The sequence below is a fragment of the Amycolatopsis sp. NPDC051061 genome (genome assembly GCF_040682935.1).
Classification (GTDB): domain Bacteria; phylum Actinomycetota; class Actinomycetes; order Mycobacteriales; family Pseudonocardiaceae; genus Amycolatopsis.
Map to the genome: position 1 here is coordinate 195,738 of NZ_JBFBBZ010000011.1, position 20,809 is coordinate 216,546.

Genomic DNA, 20,809 nt, shown 5'->3' on the forward strand with positions numbered 1-20,809 from the left:
CGTCAGGCGAGGTGAACGACTCTTTCATGTCGTTCGCAGCCGAGCCGGACCCGCCCGCGCCGCGGTGTCACTTGGGCAGTGCCACCAGCACCTCGCCGCGCGGCCCGCTCTCCGCCGCGTCCAGCATGGCCGCCGCCACCGTGGCGTGGCTGATCATCGGCGGGAACCACCGGTGCGGCGCCGTGTCGATCCGCACCTCCCGCCGCGTCGGGCTGATCGGGCCGGTCTTCATCGGCCCCACGTGCACCACCGTTCCGCCCATGCCGAGGATCGCCGTGTCCGCCGCGACCTTGTCCGGCAGCTCGTTCTTCATGAACCGCTCGAGCAACGTCCGGGTCAGCCATCCGGCCGCCCGCGCCGACGGCCCGGTTCCGAACGCCCCCACCGACACCGCCCGCGACGGCGCCGCGGCCACCACCGCGCGAGCCCCGGCGGTCAGTACCCCAGGTGGGTCGCCCTTCCGCAAACCCAGCGCGTCGAGCACGATTTCGCTGCCCCGCAACGCTTTCGCGATCTCGGCGGCGTCATGGACGTCGGCCGCCACCGACACCAGCCGCTCGCCGGTAGCCGACGCGTGACGGCTGATGGCCACCACCTCGTGCCCGCGCGAAAGGGCCTGCCGCACCAGCTCGCTGCCCACCGCGCCCGACGCGCCGAGCACCGTCACCCGGCTCACTTCAGCACCTCGAGCGCCGCGGCGTGCAAACCCGGTGCGGCGACCAGGATGTCGGACGCGTTGACGTCCCACGGCGCCCCGGTGAGGTCGGTGACGATCGCGCCCGCTTCCCCGGCCAGCAGAGCGCCGGCCGCGGAGCCCGGCAGGTCGGGTTCGTACTGCCAGAACACGTCGTACTGCCCGGCGGCGAGGCCCAGCAACGGGAACACCGTCGGAATCGTGTTGCGCACCAGCAAAGCCCGCGACGCCATCGCCGCGAACGCGCCCGCGAACCGCTCGTAGACGGCGTCGTCGTTGCCACCCTGGCTCGCGGTCACCGCCGCGGCCGAGAGGTCCGTCTTCGCCGAGGCACGCAGCCGTTGCCCGCTGAGGAACGCGCCCTGCCCGCGCTCCGCCGTGTACGTCAGGTCGCCGATCGGCTGGCGGAAGACGGTCAGCTCCGGCCGCCCGTCCGTGACCAGCGTGATCGTCACGCCCCACTCCGGCAGGCCGTGCACGTGGTTGACCGCGCCTTCGGTGCCGTCGACCACCCACCACCGCCCGGCCGGCACGACCCGGCCGGTCTCGTCTTCGTCCCACCAGCCGACGCCGGGCGCGACGCCGTCGAGCGCCTCGCGCACGATCGCCGTCGACGTCGCTTCGAGGCGGGTGCCGACCTCGTACATCTCGGTCCGGTCCGCCGGCCGGCTCGCCGGGTCGTACGAAGCCAGCAACGCCTGTCCGGCCTTCTCGGCCGCCTGGACGACCGCTGTCAGAACGTTTGTCATGCACCCATTACGGCACAGACCTACGCCTGACTCCAGTGCAATCTCCTTAATCGACGAGTTACCGCCATGCACTTGTCAAGACTTGCGCTGAGCCTTCGCCAAGTCGTCGCGGGACTTCGTGACCAGCGCCAGCATCGCCTGCTCGGCCGCCACGGGATCGCCGGCCACGATCGCGTCGAACACCTTCCGGTGGCTCGGCACCGGGTCCTCCGCCGCCGACGCCCCGTGCACCAGCTTGTCGCGCTCGGCCAGCCCGATCGCGATGACGCGTTCCATCCGCATCAGGAAGTTGTTGTGGGTGGCCCCCATCAGCCGCCGGTGGAACGCGAGGTCGGCTTGGACGCTCGCTTCGGCGTCGTCGGCCGCGGCCATGTCGGCCAGCGCCTCGCGCAACGACTTGAGGTCCTCCTCCGACGCCCGCTCGGCCGCGATCCGCGCCGCCGCCGGCTCGACGACCGTGCGGACCTCGGTGAGCTCGTCGAGCAGGACGGGGTCGTCGGCGGCCGCGGTCTGCCAGCGCATGACGTCGGCGTCGAGCATGTTCCACTTCTCGCGCGGCTGGACGAACGTGCCGCGCTTCTGGCGGGCGTCGATCATCCCCTTCGCGGCCAGCACTTTCAGCGCCTCGCGCAGCGCGGTCAGGCTGATGTCGAGCTCTTCGCGCAGCGCCGGCAGATTCAGGACGGTGCCCTCGCCCCACTCGTCGGAGAGGATCCGGCTGGCCAGTGCCTCCACGGTCTGGCCGTGCAACCCGCGTGGCCGGTGTTCGGTCAATGGAGGGGCCCTCTCGGCTGGCAGGTCGTGATCGGGGACATCCTACGCCGCTCACTAAGTCGTCATAAATTATGAATACATCTTGACACCGGCGTCGCCCGGTTGCACTCTTTGGCAGCAGTCACGCCCGAGCGGGCGCCGAAGACAGCACCATGACAAAGGGGTCACGACATGACGAGTGCAGGCCTGTCCCGCCGTCGTTTCCTGCGCAACACGAGCCTGGCCGGGCTGGGCGCCATCGGCTCGGGCAGCTTCCTCGCCGCCTGCGCCACCTCCGCGAACTCCGGCCCGGTCAAGCAGGCCGCCGGCGCGGTCACCGTCCAGTCGAACCTTTCCTCGCCCGAGGCGAAGAAGGCGATCGAAGCGCTGGCGCAGGCGTTCGGCGCGAAGGGCGGCGCGACGGCGACGGTCAACACCGTCGCGTCGGAGACCTTCCGGACCCAGCTGCCCAGCTACCTCACCGCCGCCACCCCGCCGGACACCTACACGTGGTACCCGGGGTCGCTGCTGTCCGGCTACGCGCGCAAGGGCCTGCTGCTCGACGTCGGCGACGTCTGGCAGACCATGGGCGACTACAGCGCCGCGTTCCGCGCGCTCTCCGGCGACGGCGCCGGCCACCAGGTCTTCATCCCGACGTCCTACTACTGGTGGGGCTTCTTCTACCGCAAGTCCAACTTCGCGAAGTGGGGCGTGCAGCCGCCGACGAACTGGAGCGAGTTCCTCGCGCTGTGCGAAACCTTGAAGGGCAAGGGAATCGCGCCCATCGGGCTCGGCGCGGGCGGCAACACGCCGTGGACCGCGTCCGCCTGGTTCGACTACCTGAACATCCGGATCAACGGCGCGCCGTTCCACCGCGAACTGCTCGCCGGCAAGCAGCGCTTCGACGACCCGCGCGTCAAGAAGATCTTCGACCCGTGGCGCCAGGCCCTGCCGTACTTCGACCCGAACGGCACCGCGATCGCGTTCCAGGACGCCACGACCGTGCTGCTCCAGGGCCGCACCGGCATGGTCCTGACCGGCACGTTCTTCGCCGACGCCGCCCCGAAGGACGCCCTCGACGACCTCGACTTCTTCCAGTTCCCGATCCTCGACCCGGCCGTGCCGGTAGCCGAGGAAGGCCCGACCGACGGCTTCTTCGCCAGCGCGCGCACCCCGCACGTCGCCGAGACCAAGGAGTGGTTCAAGTACGTCGCGACGGCCGAGGCGCAGGAGCTCTACATCAAGAACTCCTCCGGCACGGTCCTGCCGACCAACCCGAAGGCCAAGGACAACGGCACGCCGTTGGTCCAAAAGGGACGGAAGCTGCTCACCGACGCCAAGGAGATCACGCAGTTCTTCAACCGCGACTCCTCCGACGCGCTGCAGCCGACCGCCGACGCCGCGCTGATCCGGTTCATCCAGAAGCCCAACGAGCTCGACTCGATCCTGAGCGACTGGCAGACCGCCGCGCAGAAGGTCTGGCAGTCCTGAGATGGCGGTGCTGACCGCGAAGAGGCCCGACACGGCGTTCCTGGCCGCGAAACGTCGTCGTCGCCGGGTCTCGCCCGTGCTGCTGGCGTTCGTCCTGGTGCCCCTCGTCGTCGAGGGGTTCTGGGTGTTCTGGCCGGCGCTGCAGGGGTTCTACCTGTCGCTGACGAACTGGGACGGCGTCTCGGCGCCCACGTTCGTCGGCCTGGGGAACTTCGCCGAGATGTTCTCCGACGACATCTTCAAGACGGCGGCGCTGGACACGGTGATCTGGCTCGTGCTCTTCGGCGGCCTCTCGGCCGTCGGGGGGCTCGCGCTGGCGACGTTGCTGCAGAAGGAGCGCCGCGGCGTCGGGTTCTACCGGGCCGCGCTGTTCACGCCGGTGGTGTTTTCGCTGGTCGCGACGTCGCTGATCTGGCAGGTGATCTACCAGCCGGACGGCGTCTTCAACAAGCTCCTCGGCGCGGTCGGGCTCGGCAGCTGGCAGCACGCCTGGCTCGCCGACCCGAAGACCGCGCTGTACGCGGTGCTCGTGCCGGCGCTGTGGCGGCAGCTCGGGTACGTCATGGTGCTGTACCTGGCCGGCCTCAAGGGCATCGACCCGGCGCTGTACGAAGCGGCCAAACTGGACGGCGCGACCGCGTGGCAGCAGTTCCGCAACGTCACCTGGCCGCAGCTGCGCAGCGTCAACTCGGTGGTCCTGTCGGTGATCATCATCGACTCGCTGCGATCGTTCGACGTCATCTGGTCGATGACCAAGGGCGGGCCGTACCACTCGTCCGAGGTGCTCAGCACCTACATGTACGCGACGGCGTTCCAGTCGCTGCGCCTCGGCTACGCGTCCGCGCTGGCCGTGGTGATCTTCGTGCTGGCGTTCGGCGTGATCGTGACCTACCTCGTGCGCGCGTTCCGGGAGGACGACCAGTGAGGGCCCGGACCTTCGGCTTCCACCTGCTCGCGGGCGGGCTGGCGGTGCTGTGGCTCCTGCCGATCCTGCTCGTGCTGACGACGAGCGTCCGGTCGTTCGACGACATCGCGTCGAACGGCCTCGGCGCGCTGCCCGGCTCGTTCTCGCTCGCCGGGTTCGGGCAGGCGTGGGGCGAGGGCGGCGGCGGGCACGCGATGCTGAACAGCCTGCTCGTGACGATCCCGACCGTGCTGCTGTCGCTGCTGCTCGCGTCGGCGGCGGCGTTCGCGCTGAGCCGGTACACGATCCCGTTCCGCCGCACGATCATCCTGGTCATGCTGTCCGGGAACCTGCTGCCACCGCAGATCCTGCTCGTGCCGGTGGCGAAGCTGTCGGAGCTGCTGGGCATCTACGACACGCTGACCGCGCTGATCGTCGTGCAGGTCGGGTTCGGGCTCGGCTTCTACATGTTCGTCCTGCAGGGGTTCATGCGGTCGATCCCGGGCGAGATCCAGCAGGCGGCGCTGATCGACGGCGCCGGGGTCGCGCAGATCTTCTGGCGGATCATCCTGCCGATGACCCGCCCGGCGCTGGCGGCGCTCGGCGCGCTGGCGTTCACCTGGACATTCAACGACCTGCTGTGGTCGATCACCGTGCTGCGCACCGGGACGGTGATGCCGGTGACGCCGGCGCTGCTCGGCCTGCAGGGGCAGTACGTGTCCAACTGGAACGTGATCGCGGCGGGCTCGGTGATCGCCGCCGTGCCGACGGTCGCGGTGTTCTTGCGGTTCCAGAAGCACTTCATTTCCGGACTCGCGATCGGGGCGATCAAGTGACGTGGACCGTGTCGATGAAGTCCACTTCGTACACGGTGGCGCTGGACCCCACCGAGCGCTGGCTGGAGCTGGTGGCATGGGGGCCGGCCGGGATCGAGGACGGGCCGTCGGTGTTCGCGAACGCGGGCTCGGTGCACTTCATCACCGAGGCCGACGCGGCGCCGGTGGAGTACGCGCCGCTGGGTCTGCGTCCGTTCTCGGGCGCGGACGTCTCGGTCCGCGGCGGTTCGTGGTGGCGGTTCGACGGCGCCTCTTCTGCCGCTGACCTACGTGTGTCCTTTGTGGATGAGCTGACCGGACTGCGGGCCGTGCTCTGTTACCGGCCGGTGCCCGAGACGGACGTCCTGACGCGCTGGGTCGAGTTCACGAACACCGGCTCGTCGACCCTGGAGTTCGACCGGCTGGGCTCGGCAGGCGTGTGCGTCCCGACGGTGTCCGGCGCTCGGCTGACGTACTTGACCGGGCAGTGGTCGCAGGAGTTCACGCGCCAGTCCGTTTCGCTGCCCGCGGGCGGGTTCCGCATGGAAAGCCGCTTCGGCGTTCCGGGGCACGCGCACGTGCCGTGGCTGGCGGTGCAGGACGCGTCCGGTGGTCCGGCGTTCGGGGTCTCCCTGGAGTGGCCGGGCTCGTGGTCGATCGAGGCGGACGTCGAACCTTCGGGCTTGACGCGCATCCGCGCCGGGCGGCTGCCTTCGCCCGGCCCTGTGCTTTTGGAACCCGGCGCTTCGCTGGTGACACCCGCGGTTGCCCTTGCGTCCAGTGTGGACGGACTTTCCGGGCTGGCCTCCGGGTGGCACGACTACGACCGCGTGCTGGCCGGCTCGCGGTGGCGACGTCCGCGTCCGGTGCTCTACAACTCTTGGGAAGCCACGGGGTTCGACGTCCGGAGCGCGCACCAGCTGGAACTGGCGAAGCGGGCGGCGGACATCGGTGTCGAGCTGTTCGTGGTCGACGACGGCTGGTTCACCGGCCGCGATGACGACACCGGGGGTCTCGGCGACTGGACCCCGGCGGAGGAGTCGTTCGGGGAGTTCGTCGACTCGGTGCGGGAGCTGGGTCTGGAGTTCGGCCTGTGGGTCGAGCCGGAGGCGGTCAGCCCGAAGTCGCAGCTCTACGCGTCGCATCCGGATTGGGTGTACCGGATCGACGGACGGCCGCTCACTTTGATCCGGAATCAGCTCCTGCTGGACCTGGGTCTGCCTGAGGTCGTTTCCTTCGTGAAGTCCACTCTGGACACGTTGCTGACGACGTATCCGATCTCGTACCTGAAGTGGGACATGAACCGTCCCCCGACGGAACGCGGCCGCCCGGGTTCGCCTGTTGCGGACTTGGACGCCGAGCACGTGGCGGGGTACTTGTCGATCTTGGATCACCTGCGTGCCGCACATCCGCACGTCACGATCGAGGCTTGTGCCGGTGGCGGGGGCCGGACGGACCTGGCGACGGTGGCTCGCACGGACGTGGTGTGGCCGAGTGACAACACGGGACCGTTGGACCGGCTGGCGATCCAGGACGGGTTCCTGTTGATGCACGCGCCGCACCTGATGAGTTCGTGGGTGACGGACTCGCCGGGGGTGTTCGACCCGCGTCCCCGGTCCCTGCGGTTCCGGTTCGTGACGGCGATGGCGGGTGTGCTGGGCATCGGCGCGGACCTCTCGCGCTGGACACCCGGGCAGCACGCGGAAGCGGCGTCGCTGATCGCGGTCTACAAGTCGATCCGCCCGGTCATCCACCACGGCGTGGCCCGGGTCCTCGCGGGCCCGTCAGTCCCGACGGCGGCAACGCAGTACACGTCCGAGGACGGCGACACGGTCGTCGTGCTGGCGTGGAGCACGGGCCGGTTGACCGGAGCACCGCTGGTGCCGGGCCGATCGTCGCGGGTGCGGCTCGAGGTGCACGCTGAGTCGTCCTATGTGGACGAAAAGGGAATCCGGTACTCGGGAACGCACTTGAAGTACGCGGGTCTCCCGTTCGACTGGACGGCGGACCACGACGCGGACGTGGTCGTCCTACGCCGGCAGCACGAACGTCGGTGAGCCCGTCGGGTAGTGCTTCAGTTCCGCCTCGCCCGACGCGGTCAGCGTGAACGCCGTGATCGCGTCCTCCGACTGCGCGGCCACGTAACAAGTCCCGTCCATCAGGGCGAAGTGGCGCGGGTTCGCGCCGCACGGCTGGTCGGCCACCGCCACCGCCTCGTCGAGGGCGAACTCCGTCACGCAGTCCGGGCCGCGGTTCGACACGTACATCCGCGCGTCCGCCAGTTCCAGGTGGGCCACCAGGTTGGGCGTCACCGGCGACAGCGTCGACGCGGTGACTGCCACGACCGAGAACGCGCCCGGCGAAGTCTCGCGGACCGTCACCACCGTTCCGGCCAGTTCGCCCACCACGTAAGCGAGGTCGGTACCCGGCCGCCGCACCAGCTGGCGCGGGCCCGTGCCCGGCGGCAGCGAAGACACGGCCAGCAGCTCCAAAGCACCCGACGAAGACAGCGTGTAGCTGCGGATCTCGTCCGTTCCCAGGTCGACCGCGCTCACCACCGAACCGTCGGCCGACGGGACCGCCATGTGGACGTGCGCCGCCTCCTGACGGTCCGCGTCCGGCCCGGTTCCGGTGTGCTGGGCCAACGCCGTCCGAGACTCGAGCGCGCCCGACGAGGAGAGCGAGAACACCGCCAGGCTGCCCCCGGTGTAGTTGGCGCACAGCAGGAACCGGCCGTCCGGCGTCACCGCCAGGTGACACGGGTGCGCCCCACCCGTCTCCAAGGTGCCCAGCACCGACAACGAGCCCGAAGGCGAGATGGACAGCGCCGTGACCGCGCCCGAAGAGGTCTCGTTCACCGCGTACAGCACCGGTAGCGACGGGTGCCGCACCAGCCACGACGGCGATTCGAGCGGCAGCGTGGCCACCTCGGTCAGCTCACCCGTGGCGGACCGCGAGAACGTCGTGATCCCGGTGCCGTTCCCCGCGTCGCCGGTGTAGCACCCGACGAAGACCAGCTCAGCCATGCGCGCTCCTCAACAGCGTCTCGACCCGGGCGGAGACCTCCGCGGCCGTGCCGCGGGTCAGCGCCGAGCCGACTCCGCACGCCACCGCGCCCGCCGCCAGCCACTGTGGCACGTCCGCCGGTCCGATGCCGCCGGTGGGCACCAGCGGCGCCTGCGGGAGCGCCGCCCGCACGTCCTTCACCCACGACGGGCTCAGCGCCGACGCCGGGAACACCTTGACCGCGTCGGCACCTTCCTCCAGCGCCCGCACGATTTCGGTCACCGAGCCCGCGCCGGGGAAAGCCGCCGCGCCGTACCGGTGAGCGGTTCGGATCACCGTCGCGTCCACCGACGGCGACACCAGGAACCGTGCGCCCGCGCGGATCGCCAGCACCGCCGACGCCTCGTCGAGGACCGTGCCGGCCCCGATCGTCGCGTCCGGGTAGGCCGCCGACAGTCCCGCGATCGCGTCCAGCGCGCCCGGGTTCGTCAGCGGCAGCTCGATCGAGCGCAGCCCGGCTTCCAGGGCCGCGCGGGCCGCCGAAACCGCCGATTCCGCGTCGTGCGTGCGCACGATTCCGACGACGCCCTGGCGCAAAGCCGCCGCCGTGATCTCCCAGCGATAGGTCATCGGTCCACCTCCGTGCCGAGCAGTGCCTTGGTGAGTTCGCCCCGGTCGGGCAGGCCTTCCAGGTCCGTCCGCGTGCCGACGACCAGCGCCGCGCAGGCCGCGCCCGCCCGCAGCGCTTCCTCCGGCGACGCGCCCCGCAGCCACGCCGACAGGTACCCCGACGTCAGCGCGTCACCCGCCCCGACCGGGTCGACGACCCGCGTGACCAGGCTCGGCTGCCACCACGACCCGTCCGCCGTCACCGCCCGCGCGATCTTGTTCCGCTGCTTGACGACCACCGTCCGCGCCCGGCCCGCGAGCAGCGCGTCCGGCGTCTGCCCGAGTAGTTCGAGCTCGTCTTCTCCGGCGAAGACGAGGTCCGCCCTGGTCAGCAGTGGCCCGGCCACCGAGCGCCAGCGGTCCGGCTTCGCGAGCTTCAGCCGGACGTTCGGGTCGAAGGACACCCAAGCCCCCGAAGCGCGTGCCAGCGCGAAGAGCGCTTCGACGGCTTCGCGCGCGTCGGACGACAGCATCGCCGTGATGCCGGAGACGTGTACGAGCCGAGCGCCGTCGAGACCTGCTTCGCGTACGTACGCAGCTGACAGACGCGAAGCAGCGGAGCCGCTTCGGTGGTACTCGACCGTCTCGGTGTCCCGGATCAGGAACCCGGTGTACGCGTCCGGATCGACTTCGACCCGCGAGACGTCGACGTCGTCCGCGCGCAGGGTCGCGAGCACGTGCGCGCCGGACGGGTCGTCGCCGACGCGGCTCAGCCAGCGGACGCGGTGGCCGAGCCGGGCCAGGCCGACCGCGACGTTGGTCTCGGCGCCGGCGACGGACGAGGTGAAGGTGTGGGCGCGCCGCAGGGCGACGCCGGGCTCGGCGAGCAGCAGCCGCATCGCCTCGCCGAGAGTGACGACTTCGGTGTTCATCGCCGACAGCATAGCGCGTGAAATCTTAATTTAGGATTTATTCTTGACGGAAGCCGAGACGCCCCGGCATGCTGCATCCGGCTTCGCTCGACGCTCTGTCATCCGGGGCTTCGCCCCGGGCCGGGGACTCCGCCACCCGGAACCCCCGCACTACACCTGTTCACTGGAGAAGGGTGTCCGGCAACATGCTCCTGAAAAGATCTCTAGCGGTCGTAGCCGCGGCAGCTGCCGCGCTCACCGCCATCGCGATCCCAGCACAAGCAACCCCGGCCGTGGACCAAGGCGCTCCCGACTACTACGACAGCGGGGTCGCGAAGACCCCGTACATGGGCTGGAACACCTACTACGGCCTCGGCGCGCCCAGCGAGGCGTCGGTGAAGTCCGTCGCGGACTTCCTCGTCTCCAGCGGCCTGCGCGACGCCGGCTACCGCTACGTCTGGATCGACGGCGGCTGGACCGCCCCCGATCCGCGTGACGCGCAGGGCAACCTCCACGAGGACAGAGCGAAGTTCCCGAGTGGACTGTCCACTTTGGTCAACTACCTGCACGGCCAGGGCCTGAAAGCCGGCATCTACACCGACGCGGGCGCCTCCGACGGCAAGAACTGCGCGGCCGGCTCCGGCGGCTACTACGAGCAGGACACCAAGCGGTTCGCGAACTGGAAGTTCGACGCCGTCAAGGTCGACTTCCTCTGCGGCATCGTCCAGAACCTCAAGCCCGCCGAGGCGTTCACGCAGTTCAGCCAGGCCCTCGCCAAGGCGGGCCGTCCGATGGTGCTGAACGTCTGCAACCCGGTCACCGACGAGTGGGGCACTCCGCACGGGCCCGACCAGGTCGCCGGCATCGCCTACAGCTACGGCCCGCTCGTCGCCGACTCCTGGCGCACCAGTACCGACATCGCGTTCGGCACGCCGTACGAGGGCATCTGGACCGACGTCCTGCGCAACATGGACGCCAACGCCGCGCACCCCGAGGCGAACGGGCCGGGTCACTACAACGACCCCGACTACCTGATCCCGATGCGCGAGACCGAGCAGGGCACCTACGAGCTGAACGAGGAGGAGTCGACCACCCAGTTCGTCATGTGGGCGGAGATGGCTTCCCCGCTGATCCTCGGTTCCGACCCGCGCACGCTCCCCGCGTCGATGCTCAAGACGCTGAAGAACCCGGAGATCGTGGGCGTCAACCAGGACCGCCTCGGCATCCAGGGCGTCCGCGTCGCGTCGAGCGGCAGCACCGACACCTACAGCAAGGTTCTCGACCGCGACGGTGACCGCTCGGTGGTCCTGCTGAACCGCGGCGAGACGCCGACGCAGATGACGCTGAACTTCGCCGACGCCGGGCTCAACGGTCGAGTGTCCATTCGCGACCTCCGCGCCCGCGCCGACCGCGGCAGCGCGACCGGCTCGTACACGGTCACGGTCCCCGCGCACGGCACCGCGTTCCTCCGCCTGCACGGTACCGACCTCGTCCCGGGTGATGACCTCGGCGGCGACGCGTCCGCCAGCCCGGCGATCGTCCGCACCGGCGGCAAGACCGTGACGTTCTTCCGCGACCAGAGCGGGTCCCTGCAGGTCAAGGGTCTCGACGGGCCGCGCCAGGTCGGCGGCAAGTTCCTCGGCCAGCCGGCCGCGGTCGCTTCCGATGGCAAGATCGACGTCTACGTCCGCGGCCTCGACAACGCCCTCTACCAGCGCAGTTATACGAAGAAGTGGGGCGACTGGAAGCGGCTCGGCGGCGCGCTCACCGATTCGCCGTCCGTCACCACCGATGGAACCGTTTTCGCGAGAGGTGCCGACGGTCAGGTCTGGCAGCGGACCAGTGCCGGTCAGTGGTCCGGTCTCGGGGCGCCCGGCGGCAAGCCGATCTTCGGCCGACCCGGCTCGGCGACGGCCACGAGTGGCACGGTCGTCGCGGTCCGCACGGCCGACGACAGCGTCTGGGCCCGCACGAAGACCGGCGACACGTGGTCGGACTGGACCGGCATCGGTGGCACAGTCGGCAGCAGCCCGACGCTCGTCGCCGTCGGCGCGAAGGTCGCGCTCACCGCGTCCGCGAGCGACTACTCGCTGTGGGCCAACGAGTGGTCCGGCTCGTGGGCCGGCTGGTTCAAGCGGCCGGAGTACCCGAGCGGGAGCATCGTGGGAACCCTCGGCGCCGCGTCCGACGGCGGGTCGCTGTGGTTCGCCGCCCGCGGGCCGGACGACCATGTCCACGTAGCGAAGTTCTAGGAAGGGGAGAACGGCGATGTCCACGCGTACGGCGGTGGTGACCGGAGCGGCGTCCGGGATCGGGCTGGCCACGGCCCGGAAGCTGCTCGAAGACGGCTATCGCGTGCTGGGCGTGGACATCGCCGAACTCCCCGAGGGCGTCGTCCCGATCCGGGGCAGCGTCAGCGACGAAGCGACGTGGGCGGCCATCGGTGAGGTGGACGCCCTGGTCAGCAACGCCTACGTGCCGAGCACCGGGCCGCTGCACGAGATCGGCCGCGCCGAGTGGGAACGCCAGCTCGACGTGAACCTGACCGGCACGTACCTCGCCCTGAAAGCCTGCCTGCCGTCGCTGCGGGCTCGAGGTGGCGCGGTCGTGCTGGTCTCGTCGGTGCACGCGCACTTCGGCCTGCCGGGCCACCCCGCGTACGCCGCGAGCAAGGGCGCGCTGGTCGCGCTGGCCCGGCAGCTGGCCGTGGAATATGCACCGTCCCTCCGGGTCAACTCCGTCCTGCCGGGACCGGTGCTCACCGAGGCCTGGAACCGCATCTCGCCGGCGGACCGCGAACGCAGTGCCCAGGCGACGCCGGCCGGGCGCCTCGGGCAGCCCGCCGAGGTGGCCAACGTGATCGCGTTCCTGCTCTCGGACGCGGCGTCGTTCGTCACCGGGGCCGAGCTGACCGTCGACGGCGGCTGGTCCGCCGCCAAGGATTCCGCGTAGATGGGGGACACGGGTGAAGATCACCGGGGTTGAAACGTTTCTGGTCGCGCCGCGCTGGCTCTTCCTCAAGGTCAGCACGGACGAGGGCATCAGCGGCTGGGGCGAGCCCGTGGTCGAGGGCCGCGCGGAGACCGTGCGCGCGGCCGTGCACGAGCTGTCCGAGCTGCTCCTCGGCCAAGACCCGCTGCGCATCGAGGACCACTGGCAGGTGCTGCGCCGCGGCGGCTTCTACCGCGGCGGGCCCGTGCTCTCCAGCGCGCTGGCCGGCTTCGACCACGCGCTGTGGGACATCGCCGGCAAGGTCCGCGACGCGCCGGTGCACGAGCTGCTCGGCGGCCCGGTCCGCGACCGCGTCCGCGTCTACAGCTGGGTCGGCGGCGACCGCCCGTCCGGCATCCGCGAAGCCGTGTCCGCCCAGGTCGAGGCCGGGTTCACGGCGGTGAAGATGAACGTCGCCGGCCCGCTGACCGCGATCGCGTCGCCCGCCGAGGCCGACGCCGCGGTGGCCCGCGCCTGGGAAGCGCGGGAGGTCCTGGGCCCGCACCGAGACCTCGCGATCGACTTCCACGGCCGCGTCTCGCCCGCGATGGCGCGACGGCTGGTGAAGCTGCTCGAAGACGTCCAGCCGATGTTCGTCGAGGAGCCGGTGCTGCCGGAGACGCAGGGCGACGCGCTGCGCTCGGTCGTCGAGGCCTCGACCGTGCCGATCGCGGTCGGCGAGCGGCTGTACTCGCGCTGGGAGTTCAAGCCGGTGCTCGACGCCGGTGTCGCGGTGCTGCAGCCCGACCCGTCGCACGCCGGCGGCATTTCCGAGCTGCGGCGGATCGGCGCGCTCGCCGAGATCTACGGCGCGTCGCTGGCGCCGCACTGCCCGCTCGGGCCGATCTCCCTGGCCGCGTCGCTGCAGGTCGCGTTCGCGACGCCGAACTTCCTGATCCAGGAACAGAGCGTCGGCATGCACTACCACGAGGGTCGCGAGCACGCGTACCTCACGGATCCCTCGATCTTCGCCTTCCAGGACGGTTACGCGGCCCGCCCGCTCGGGCCCGGGCTCGGCATCGAGGTCGACGAGGAGGCCGTCCGACGCGCCGACGAGGTCGGGCACACCTGGCGCTCGCCGGTGTGGCGCCACGACGACGGCGGTCTCGCCGAATGGTGACCTGGCTCGAACGCGGCGACCTGCGGCTCGGGCTCGTCCCGGAACTCGGCGGCCGCCTGCTGTCGGTGCGGCACCGCGGCGTCGAACTGTTGTGGCGCAACGCCGACCTGCTCGACGCCGACCTGCGCGGCGAGTACGCGCCGAACTCCGGGCAGCTGGGCGACTGGGTCAACTACGGCGGCGACAAGACGTGGCCCGCGCCGCAGGGCTGGGACGGTCCGGACCAGTGGCCCGGCCCGCCCGACCCGGTCCTCGACTCCGGGCCGTACTCCGTGGCCGCCGACGGCGACACGGTGACCATGACCAGTGCGCCGGACCCGCTTACCGGCCTGCGGTTCACCCGCGCGATCACGATCCTCGACGACGGCTACCGGCTGGACCTGCGCGCGGAGAACGTGTCCGAGCGGCAGGTGCGCTGGGCGTTGTGGAACGTGACCCAGCTCCCCGGCGGTGGCCCGGTCACCGCGGGGCTCCGCCGGCCCGACGTGGTCGCGCTGGTCGCGGGCACCGGAACGCCGGAGTACACAGTGGACTGTGACCGGCTGGTCGTGCCCGCCCAGGACGTCGTCGGGAAGCTGGGTGTGCCGGGCTCGTCGGGCTGGGTGACCTATGGCGCGTTGACGCTCTCCTTCGACGTCGACCCGGCGGGCGAGTACCCGGACCAGGGCTCGCCGCTGGAGATCTGGCTGGAGCACCCGCTGCCGTCGCCGCTCACGGAGCTGGGCGACCTGGACCCGCCGGCGCGCATCGTCGAACTGGAGGTGCTCGGCCCGCTGACCGCGCTGGACCCGGGCACTTCGATGTCCCTGACCTGCACAGGTATCGTGAGGGCGTGACGGACAAGCCCCGCATTCCGAACGTGCTCGCCGCCCGCTACGCCTCGGCGGAGCTGGTCTCGCTCTGGTCGCCGGAGCAGAAGGTCGTCCTGGAGCGGCAGCTCTGGCTCGCCGTCCTCAAGGCGCAGAAGGACCTCGGCGTCGAGGTGCCAGACGGCGTCGTCGAGGACTACGAGCGGGTGCTGGCGGACGTGCGGCTGGATTCGATCGCCGCCCGCGAGCGCGTCACCCGCCACGACGTCAAGGCGCGCATCGAGGAGTTCAGCGACCTCGCCGGGCAGGAGCACATCCACAAGGGCATGACCTCGCGCGACCTCACCGAGAACGTCGAGCAGCTGCAGCTGCTCCGCTCGCTGGAGCTCGTGCGCACGCGCGTCGCCGCCGTGCTGGCGCGGCTGGCCGCCCTCGCCGTCGAGCACTCCGACACCGTCATGGCCGGCCGCTCGCACAACGTCGCCGCGCAGGCCACCACCCTCGGCAAGCGGTTCGCCACCGCGGCCGACGAGCTGCTGGTCGCCTTCGAGCGGCTCGACAACCTCATCGAGCGCTACCCGCTGCGCGGCATCAAGGGCCCGGTCGGCACCGCGCAGGACATGCTCGACCTGCTCGGCGACGAGTCCACTTTGGACCAGCTCGAAGATCGCGTGATGCAGCACCTCGGCTTCAACCGGCGGTTCGTCAGCGTCGGCCAGGTGTACCCGCGCTCGCTCGACTTCGACGTGCTGTCCACTGTGGTCCAGCTCGCGGCGGCGCCGTCCAGCCTGGCCAAGACGATCCGGCTGATGGCCGGCCTCGAGCTGGTCACCGAGGGCTTCAAGCCGGGCCAGGTCGGCTCGTCCGCCATGCCGCACAAGATGAACACCCGCTCGTGCGAGCGCGTGAACGGCCTCGCCGTCGTGCTGCGGGGCTACCTGTCGATGATCGGCGAGCTGGCCGGCGACCAGTGGAACGAGGGCGACGTCTCCGACTCGGTCGTCCGCCGCGTCGCGCTGCCGGACGCGTTCTTCGCGCTCGACGGCCTGCTGGAGACATTCCTCACGGTCCTGGCCGAATTCGGCGCCTTCCCGGCGGTGATCGAGCGTGAGCTGGATCGCTACCTGCCGTTCCTCACCACGACGAAGGTGCTCATGGCGTCGGTCCGCGCCGGTGTCGGGCGTGAGACGGCCCACGAGGCGATCAAGGAGCACTCCGTCGCCGTCGCGCTGGAGATGCGGGAAGGCCGCGCCGAGAACGACCTCCTCGACCGCTTCGCCGCCGACGAGCGCATCCCGCTCGACCGCGGTGAGCTGGACAAGCTCCTGGCCGACCGCATTTCCTTCACCGGCACGGCCGGCCGCCAGGTCGAGCAGGTGGCCGAGCGCGTGGCGCGGGTGCTGGAGCGGTTCCCCGCGGCCGCGGGTTATGCGCCGCAACCGATCCTCTGAGCTGACGCACCTGGAACGTCACCGCCGCCTGAAAATCCCGCGATTCGGCCGCCGGTGCCCGGGTAGCCTGCGGGCATGGCGAGGATCGCGCGGCTGACGTACTACCCGGTCAAGGGCTGTGCCGGCACTTCGGTGCCGGTCGCCGAGGTCGGGCCGGCCGGACTGGCGCACGACCGCGTCTTCCAGGTCGTCGCGCCGGACGGCGACTTCCGCAGCCAGCGGCGCTACCCGGTGCTGGCGTCGGTCCGGCCGCGCGTGCTCGGTGACCGGCTCGCGCTGTCCGCGCCGGGGTCCGACGACCTCGAACTCGACATCCGCCGCGACGGCCCGCGGCACCCGGGCTCGACGTTCTCCTGGCAGGGCGACGGCGTGCACCAAGGGCGAGCCGCGGCCGAGTGGTTCTCGGACCTGCTCGGCCTGCCCTCGGTGCTGATCGGCGTCGCGCCGGACCACGAGCGCGTCACGGGCGGCGAGACGCCCGGCACGGCCGCGTTCGCCGACGGGCACGCGCTGCTCGTCGCCGGTGAGTCCTCTTTGGACGGCCTGAACGCGCGCATCCTCGAACGCGGTGGCGAGCCCGTGCCGATGGACCGCTTCCGGCCCAACGTGATCGTCTCCGGCTGGGTCGAGCCGCACACCGAGGACGAGGTCCGCGCGATGACCGCGGGCACCGCGCGGTTCGGCTACGCCAAGCAGTGCGTGCGCTGCACGGTCCCGATGGTCGACCAGGAAACGGGCCGGAAGGCCGGCCCCGAGCCGATCCGCACGCTCGCGAGCTACCGGCGGCACCCGGACGGCGGGGTGGTCTTCGGGATGAAGGCCGCGGTGGTGCGACCCGGTCAGGTGGCGGTCGGCGACGAGGTGATCGTGCACTCCTGGGCGGGCCCGAGCCCCAGCACGGCCGCGGCGGAACCGCCGTTGACGGCGACGGCGAGCCGTCCGGCGGAGTCGGTGTAGAGCACGCTCGCGCCGGCGGGCACGTCGGCGAAGGTGCGCCCGATCTCGGTGGTCACCGCGACCCGCTCGCTGTGCACGGAAACCGCGCCGGACAACCCCGACAGCTCCAGGTCCGCCGGGGTCGCGGCCAGCTGGACGTTGCCGAAGTGGTCGACCGTCAGCACCTCCGACACCAGCTTCCCCGGGAACGCCGCCACGAACGGTTCGGGCAGCTCGACCAGGTCGTCGACGCAGGCGCCGAAGTCGCTCGGCGCGACCCCCAAGGCCAGGTGCGCCGCCGCGGGCGCGAAGACGTCCCGCCCGTGGAACGTCGCCGACGTGACCGGCAGCCGCAGCGACGGCTCGGCCAGCTCGTACGCGGCCCGGACCCCGCCCAGCGCGTGCGCGGCCGGCAGCAGGAGGCCGTTGTCCGGCCCGACCAGCAGGCCACCCTCGGCGACGACGACCACGCCGAGCCGGGCCGTGCCGACGCCCGGGTCGACGACGGCGACGTGCACCGCTTCCGGGAGGAAGGGCACGGTCTGGGCCAGCGCCATGGCCCCGTGCCGGACGTCCTGGGGCGGCACCTCGTGCGTCACGTCGAGCACTCGCACCGCGGGCGCCAGCCGCGCGATCACGCCGTGGCAGGCCGCCACGAAGCCGTCGCGCAGGCCGTAGTCGGTCGTCACCGAGATCCAGTCGTACGCCATGCCAGCATCATCCATGGTGGCGGAGGGTGCCCGTTAGGGTTCAGCGCGTGACACCCCTCCCCACCCCCGAGCGACTCGCCTCCGGCAAGGTCCGTGACCTCTACGGCATGGGCGATCACCTGCTCATCGTCGCTTCCGACCGCATTTCCGCCTTCGAGCGCGTGTTCCCCACCGACGTCCCGGACAAGGGCCGGGTGCTCACCGCGATGAGCGTGTTCTGGTTCCGCGAGCTGGCCGACGTCCTCCCGAACCACCTGGTGGCCTGCGACGGGCCCCTCATCCCGAAGGCCTTCCGCGGCCGGGCGCTGCTCGTCGAGCGGCTCGACATGCTGCCGGTGGAGGCCGTCGTCCGCGGCCACCTCACCGGCCGCGGCTACGCGGACTACCGCCGGTCCGGCTCGGTGTGCGGCCTCGAGCTGCCGCACGGGCTGGCCGAGTCGGCGCGGCTGCCGGAGCCGATCTTCACGCCGTCGACCAAGGCGCGTCCCGGCGAGCCCGACGAGAACATCGACTTCGACACCTTCGTGGCGGTCCTCGGCCGCGCGCTCGCCGAAGAGGTCCGCGAGGCGTCGCTCGAGCTGTACCGCCGGGGCGCCGCGCGGGCCGCGGAGCAGGGCCTGCTGCTGGCCGACACGAAATTCGAGTTCGGCCTGGGCGCGGACGGCCGGCTCGTGCTCGCCGACGAGCTGCTGACGCCGGATTCCGCGCGCTACTGGCTCCCCGACGGCCACCACCCCGGCCGCCCGCGGCCGTCGTTCGACAAGCAGCACGTGCGCGACTGGCTGGTCGATCCGGCTTCCGGCTGGGACTGCGTGTCCGCGCTGCCGCCGTTGCCGCCCGAAGTGGTGACCGCCACGCGCGACCGGTACCTCGAGGCGTACCGCCGCATCACCGGGCTTTCCCTGGCAGACTGGCCGCGTGATCCTGCTGATCTGCGGCAGCCTGCGAGCAGGCTCGGGCAATGCGGCGGTGCTGGGGACCGTCGCGACCCTCACCGCGAGCAAGACGTACACCGGCCTCGGTGCCCTGCCGCACTTCAACCCCGATGACGACCGCGACCCGCTGCACCCCGAGGTCGCGACGCTGCGGGCGGCGATCGGGGAAGCGGACGCGATCCTGATCTGCACGCCGGAGTACGCGGGCGGCCTGCCGGGCTCGTTCAAGAACCTGCTGGACTGGACGGTCGGCGGCGGCGAGGTCTACGGCAAGCCGGTGGCGTGGATCAACGCGTCTTCGGTGGCGGCGCCGACGGGCGGCCGTGACGCGCACGACTCGCTGCGGAAGGTCCTGACGTACGCGGGCGCGAAGATCGTCGACGAGGCGTGCGCGCGGATCCCGGTGTCCCGCGCCGACGTCGCCGACGGTCAGGTCGCCGACCCCGACCTGCGGGGGCGGATCGCGGTGGCCGTCCAGCGCCTGCGAGAGGGCGTCTGACCCTTCCGGCAACGGACGCCCGCCCGTTCTGCGCAGTTCACGGGCCGGTCAGACGCGTGCGTCCCAATGGTGGCGTGGACGCTCGCTTGCTGGTTTCGCTGTCGGGAATCACCCCGCGCACGCTGCACCGGTGCGCCGACCTCGCGGCCGAGCTCGACCGCCGCAAGGTGCCGCTCTCGGTGCTCTACGCCGCTCGCACCGGCGGCGGCCCGGTGACGGAATGGGTGCGCACGCGCGCCCGGGCCGGAGACTCCGTGCTGCTGCACGGTTACGACCACGCCGTCACGCCCACGCACCGCACGGTGTACCTGGGCAAGAAGGCGGAGTTCGCGACGCTGCCGGCGCACGAGGCGCGGCTGCGCCTGATCGCCGCGAAGGCCGCGCTGGACAGCACCGGCCTGGCGGTCGACGGCTTCGCGCCCCCGCGCTGGATCGCCTCCCAGGGCACGCTTCAGGCCTTGGCGGAGCACGGGTTCCGCCTGTGCGCGGACCTCGGCGCGGTCCGCGACCTCGTCACGGGCGAGATCCGCCGGGCGCGCGTGAGTGAGTTCACGAGCCAGTCGCACCGCACGGAAACGGTGCGCTGCTTCGCGCTGGTCCTGGCGGCGGCGCGCGGGGCCCGCCGGGGCGGGCTGGTCCGGCTGGGGGTCGACGCCACGGACCTCACCCGCCCCGGCCTCCGCCAGGCCCTGCTCGACGCCGTCGACGTGGCGCTGGAGAACCGGGCGTTCGGCGCCACCTACGGTTCGCTGCGCACGGTCGCGGCCTAGAACTTCGCCGGCTCGGCGCGCTCCAGCACCTTGACCTCGGTGCCTTCGGGCGCGAGGTTGCCGAACAGGCCGTAGTGCAGGGCCGGGTTGGCCAGCACGGCTTCGTGGATCGGCACGGCGACCCGCGGCGCGACGGCCCGCAGGTAGTCGACCGCTTCGCCGGCCTTGAGCCACGGGGCGCCGGTCGGCAGGCCCAGGACGTCGATCTTCTGCTCGGGCACGAAGAACGAGTCGCCCGGGTGGAAGAACGCGCCGTCGTCGAAGACGTAGCCGATGTTCGGGATCACCGGGATGTCGGAGTGGATGACGGCGTGCTCCCCGCCGACGGCCTTGATCGAGGTGTCCCCGACGGCGAAGGCGTCACCGACGTTGGCGACGTCGAAGGGCAGGCCCAGCTTTTCGACCTCGGGGGCCGAGCCGGGATCGACGATCAGCTTGGCGTCCGGGTTGGCTTCGAGCACCTTCGGCAGCCGGTCGACGTCCAGGTGGTCGAAGTGCTGGTGCGTGATCAAGACGGCGGACAGCTCCCGCTCACCCTCGAACCCGGTGGAGAACGCGCCGGGGTCGATCAGGATCCGCTCGGAGCCGGTCTCCAGCAACAGGCAGGCGTGTCCGAAATGGACGATACGCATCGATGTTCTCCTTCGCAGGTGGTC

The 20,809-nt window shown here is 71.3% G+C and carries 21 protein-coding genes; 13 read left to right on the plus strand and 8 right to left on the minus strand.

All coding sequences use genetic code 11. The annotated features are described in order from the left end of the window. Positions 1 to 67: 67 nt before the first annotated feature. The 3 genes from AB0N03_RS17550 to AB0N03_RS17560 form a co-directional block, all read right to left on the minus strand. The gene (locus AB0N03_RS17550; RefSeq protein ID WP_364372153.1) at positions 68 to 676 is read right to left on the minus strand and encodes an NAD(P)H-binding protein; all 609 of its coding nucleotides are present in this window, start codon (positions 674 to 676) and stop codon (positions 68 to 70) included. Beyond that, a complete protein-coding gene (locus AB0N03_RS17555; RefSeq protein WP_364372156.1) occupies positions 673 to 1,443 on the minus strand; it encodes an inositol monophosphatase family protein in 771 nt (256 codons plus the stop codon). The genes AB0N03_RS17550 and AB0N03_RS17555 overlap by 4 nt, the downstream gene beginning before the upstream one ends. Before the next feature lie 75 nt (positions 1,444 to 1,518). Beyond that, positions 1,519 to 2,217: an FCD domain-containing protein gene (locus tag AB0N03_RS17560; protein WP_364372158.1), complete on the minus strand. Its 699-nt coding sequence runs from the start codon at positions 2,215 to 2,217 to the stop codon at positions 1,519 to 1,521. Positions 2,218 to 2,388: 171 nt separating this feature from the next. Here AB0N03_RS17560 and AB0N03_RS17565 point away from each other — a divergent pair, with 171 nt between their 5' ends. Genes AB0N03_RS17565 through AB0N03_RS17580 form a run of 4 tightly spaced genes read left to right on the plus strand, consistent with a single transcriptional unit; the run spans position 2,389 to position 7,463 of the window. After that, positions 2,389 to 3,687, plus strand: coding sequence for an extracellular solute-binding protein (locus AB0N03_RS17565; RefSeq protein ID WP_364372160.1), 1,299 nt, complete (start codon positions 2,389 to 2,391; stop codon positions 3,685 to 3,687). Position 3,688: 1 nt separating this feature from the next. Further along, positions 3,689 to 4,612: a sugar ABC transporter permease gene (locus AB0N03_RS17570; protein ID WP_364372162.1), complete on the plus strand. Its 924-nt coding sequence runs from the start codon at positions 3,689 to 3,691 to the stop codon at positions 4,610 to 4,612. Then, on the plus strand, positions 4,609 to 5,427 hold the full coding sequence (locus AB0N03_RS17575) for a carbohydrate ABC transporter permease (RefSeq protein WP_364372163.1): 819 nt from the start codon (positions 4,609 to 4,611) through the stop codon (positions 5,425 to 5,427). Before AB0N03_RS17570 ends, AB0N03_RS17575 begins: the two co-directional genes overlap by 4 nt. Continuing rightward, positions 5,424 to 7,463 (plus strand): alpha-galactosidase, encoded by a 2,040-nt coding sequence (locus tag AB0N03_RS17580; RefSeq protein ID WP_364372165.1) that lies wholly within the window; start codon positions 5,424 to 5,426, stop codon positions 7,461 to 7,463. The genes AB0N03_RS17575 and AB0N03_RS17580 overlap by 4 nt, the downstream gene beginning before the upstream one ends. Here the strand turns inward: AB0N03_RS17580 and AB0N03_RS17585 are convergent. The 3 genes from AB0N03_RS17585 to AB0N03_RS17595 are packed head-to-tail and all read right to left on the minus strand — an operon-like array spanning position 7,437 to position 9,953. Continuing rightward, positions 7,437 to 8,432, minus strand: a complete 996-nt coding sequence (locus AB0N03_RS17585; RefSeq protein ID WP_364372167.1) for a beta-propeller fold lactonase family protein — start codon at positions 8,430 to 8,432, stop codon at positions 7,437 to 7,439. The two genes, AB0N03_RS17580 and AB0N03_RS17585, sit on opposite strands and share 27 nt — an antisense overlap. Continuing rightward, positions 8,425 to 9,042, minus strand: coding sequence for a bifunctional 4-hydroxy-2-oxoglutarate aldolase/2-dehydro-3-deoxy-phosphogluconate aldolase (locus AB0N03_RS17590; protein WP_364372169.1), 618 nt, complete (start codon positions 9,040 to 9,042; stop codon positions 8,425 to 8,427). The genes AB0N03_RS17585 and AB0N03_RS17590 overlap by 8 nt, the downstream gene beginning before the upstream one ends. Continuing rightward, entirely contained in the window at positions 9,039 to 9,953 is a 915-nt protein-coding gene (locus tag AB0N03_RS17595; RefSeq protein WP_364372171.1) for a sugar kinase, read from the minus strand. The genes AB0N03_RS17590 and AB0N03_RS17595 overlap by 4 nt, the downstream gene beginning before the upstream one ends. Before the next feature lie 272 nt (positions 9,954 to 10,225). On the opposite strand from AB0N03_RS17595, the gene AB0N03_RS17600 reads away from it, so the two are divergent. From AB0N03_RS17600 to AB0N03_RS17625, 6 genes are all read left to right on the plus strand, one after another. Continuing rightward, on the plus strand, positions 10,226 to 12,184 hold the full coding sequence (locus AB0N03_RS17600; protein WP_364372173.1) for a hypothetical protein: 1,959 nt from the start codon (positions 10,226 to 10,228) through the stop codon (positions 12,182 to 12,184). A 16-nt stretch (positions 12,185 to 12,200) separates the two neighbouring features. Next, entirely contained in the window at positions 12,201 to 12,884 is a 684-nt protein-coding gene (locus AB0N03_RS17605) for an SDR family oxidoreductase (RefSeq protein WP_364372175.1), read from the plus strand. Between the two features lie 13 nt (positions 12,885 to 12,897). Next, positions 12,898 to 14,043: a galactonate dehydratase gene (gene dgoD / locus AB0N03_RS17610; protein ID WP_364372177.1), complete on the plus strand. Its 1,146-nt coding sequence runs from the start codon at positions 12,898 to 12,900 to the stop codon at positions 14,041 to 14,043. Then, on the plus strand, positions 14,037 to 14,879 hold the full coding sequence (locus AB0N03_RS17615; RefSeq protein WP_364372180.1) for a DUF4380 domain-containing protein: 843 nt from the start codon (positions 14,037 to 14,039) through the stop codon (positions 14,877 to 14,879). Before dgoD ends, AB0N03_RS17615 begins: the two co-directional genes overlap by 7 nt. Then, positions 14,876 to 16,303 carry an adenylosuccinate lyase gene (gene purB / locus AB0N03_RS17620; RefSeq protein WP_364372183.1) on the plus strand — a complete coding sequence of 476 codons (1,428 nt, stop codon included), beginning with the start codon at positions 14,876 to 14,878 and terminating at the stop codon, positions 16,301 to 16,303. Before AB0N03_RS17615 ends, purB begins: the two co-directional genes overlap by 4 nt. A gap of 75 nt (positions 16,304 to 16,378) precedes the next feature. Then, a complete protein-coding gene (locus AB0N03_RS17625) occupies positions 16,379 to 17,260 on the plus strand; it encodes an MOSC N-terminal beta barrel domain-containing protein (RefSeq protein WP_364372186.1) in 882 nt (293 codons plus the stop codon). Here AB0N03_RS17625 and AB0N03_RS17630 read toward each other — a convergent pair. Then, the gene (locus tag AB0N03_RS17630; RefSeq protein ID WP_364372313.1) at positions 17,143 to 17,949 is read right to left on the minus strand and encodes an SAM-dependent chlorinase/fluorinase; all 807 of its coding nucleotides are present in this window, start codon (positions 17,947 to 17,949) and stop codon (positions 17,143 to 17,145) included. The genes AB0N03_RS17625 and AB0N03_RS17630 overlap by 118 nt on opposite strands. A gap of 47 nt (positions 17,950 to 17,996) precedes the next feature. Here AB0N03_RS17630 and AB0N03_RS17635 point away from each other — a divergent pair, with 47 nt between their 5' ends. The 3 genes from AB0N03_RS17635 (at position 17,997) to AB0N03_RS17645 (ending at position 20,153) form a co-directional block, all read left to right on the plus strand. Then, positions 17,997 to 18,998 carry a phosphoribosylaminoimidazolesuccinocarboxamide synthase gene (locus AB0N03_RS17635; RefSeq protein ID WP_364372189.1) on the plus strand — a complete coding sequence of 334 codons (1,002 nt, stop codon included), beginning with the start codon at positions 17,997 to 17,999 and terminating at the stop codon, positions 18,996 to 18,998. Continuing rightward, a complete protein-coding gene (locus AB0N03_RS17640) occupies positions 18,919 to 19,383 on the plus strand; it encodes an NADPH-dependent FMN reductase (RefSeq protein ID WP_364372192.1) in 465 nt (154 codons plus the stop codon). Before AB0N03_RS17635 ends, AB0N03_RS17640 begins: the two co-directional genes overlap by 80 nt. Positions 19,384 to 19,457: 74 nt before the next feature. After that, positions 19,458 to 20,153, plus strand: a complete 696-nt coding sequence (locus AB0N03_RS17645) for a DUF2334 domain-containing protein (RefSeq protein WP_364372195.1) — start codon at positions 19,458 to 19,460, stop codon at positions 20,151 to 20,153. Here the strand turns inward: AB0N03_RS17645 and AB0N03_RS17650 are convergent. After that, positions 20,150 to 20,785: an MBL fold metallo-hydrolase gene (locus AB0N03_RS17650; protein ID WP_364372197.1), complete on the minus strand. Its 636-nt coding sequence runs from the start codon at positions 20,783 to 20,785 to the stop codon at positions 20,150 to 20,152. The genes AB0N03_RS17645 and AB0N03_RS17650 overlap by 4 nt on opposite strands. Positions 20,786 to 20,809: the final 24 nt, after the last annotated feature.

Coding starts and splice junctions, on each gene's coding strand:
- AB0N03_RS17555 (WP_364372156.1), bottom strand. CDS start 1,443: ATGACAAACGTTCTGACAGCGGTCGTCCAGGCGGCCGAGAAGGCCGGA.
- AB0N03_RS17565 (WP_364372160.1), top strand. CDS start 2,389: ATGACGAGTGCAGGCCTGTCCCGCCGTCGTTTCCTGCGCAACACGAGC.
- AB0N03_RS17570 (WP_364372162.1), top strand. CDS start 3,689: ATGGCGGTGCTGACCGCGAAGAGGCCCGACACGGCGTTCCTGGCCGCG.
- AB0N03_RS17585 (WP_364372167.1), bottom strand. CDS start 8,432: ATGGCTGAGCTGGTCTTCGTCGGGTGCTACACCGGCGACGCGGGGAAC.
- AB0N03_RS17590 (WP_364372169.1), bottom strand. CDS start 9,042: ATGACCTATCGCTGGGAGATCACGGCGGCGGCTTTGCGCCAGGGCGTC.
- AB0N03_RS17595 (WP_364372171.1), bottom strand. CDS start 9,953: ATGAACACCGAAGTCGTCACTCTCGGCGAGGCGATGCGGCTGCTGCTC.
- AB0N03_RS17605 (WP_364372175.1), top strand. CDS start 12,201: ATGTCCACGCGTACGGCGGTGGTGACCGGAGCGGCGTCCGGGATCGGG.
- AB0N03_RS17615 (WP_364372180.1), top strand. CDS start 14,037: ATGGTGACCTGGCTCGAACGCGGCGACCTGCGGCTCGGGCTCGTCCCG.
- AB0N03_RS17625 (WP_364372186.1), top strand. CDS start 16,379: ATGGCGAGGATCGCGCGGCTGACGTACTACCCGGTCAAGGGCTGTGCC.
- AB0N03_RS17630 (WP_364372313.1), bottom strand. CDS start 17,949: ATGGCGTACGACTGGATCTCGGTGACGACCGACTACGGCCTGCGCGAC.
- AB0N03_RS17650 (WP_364372197.1), bottom strand. CDS start 20,785: ATGCGTATCGTCCATTTCGGACACGCCTGCCTGTTGCTGGAGACCGGC.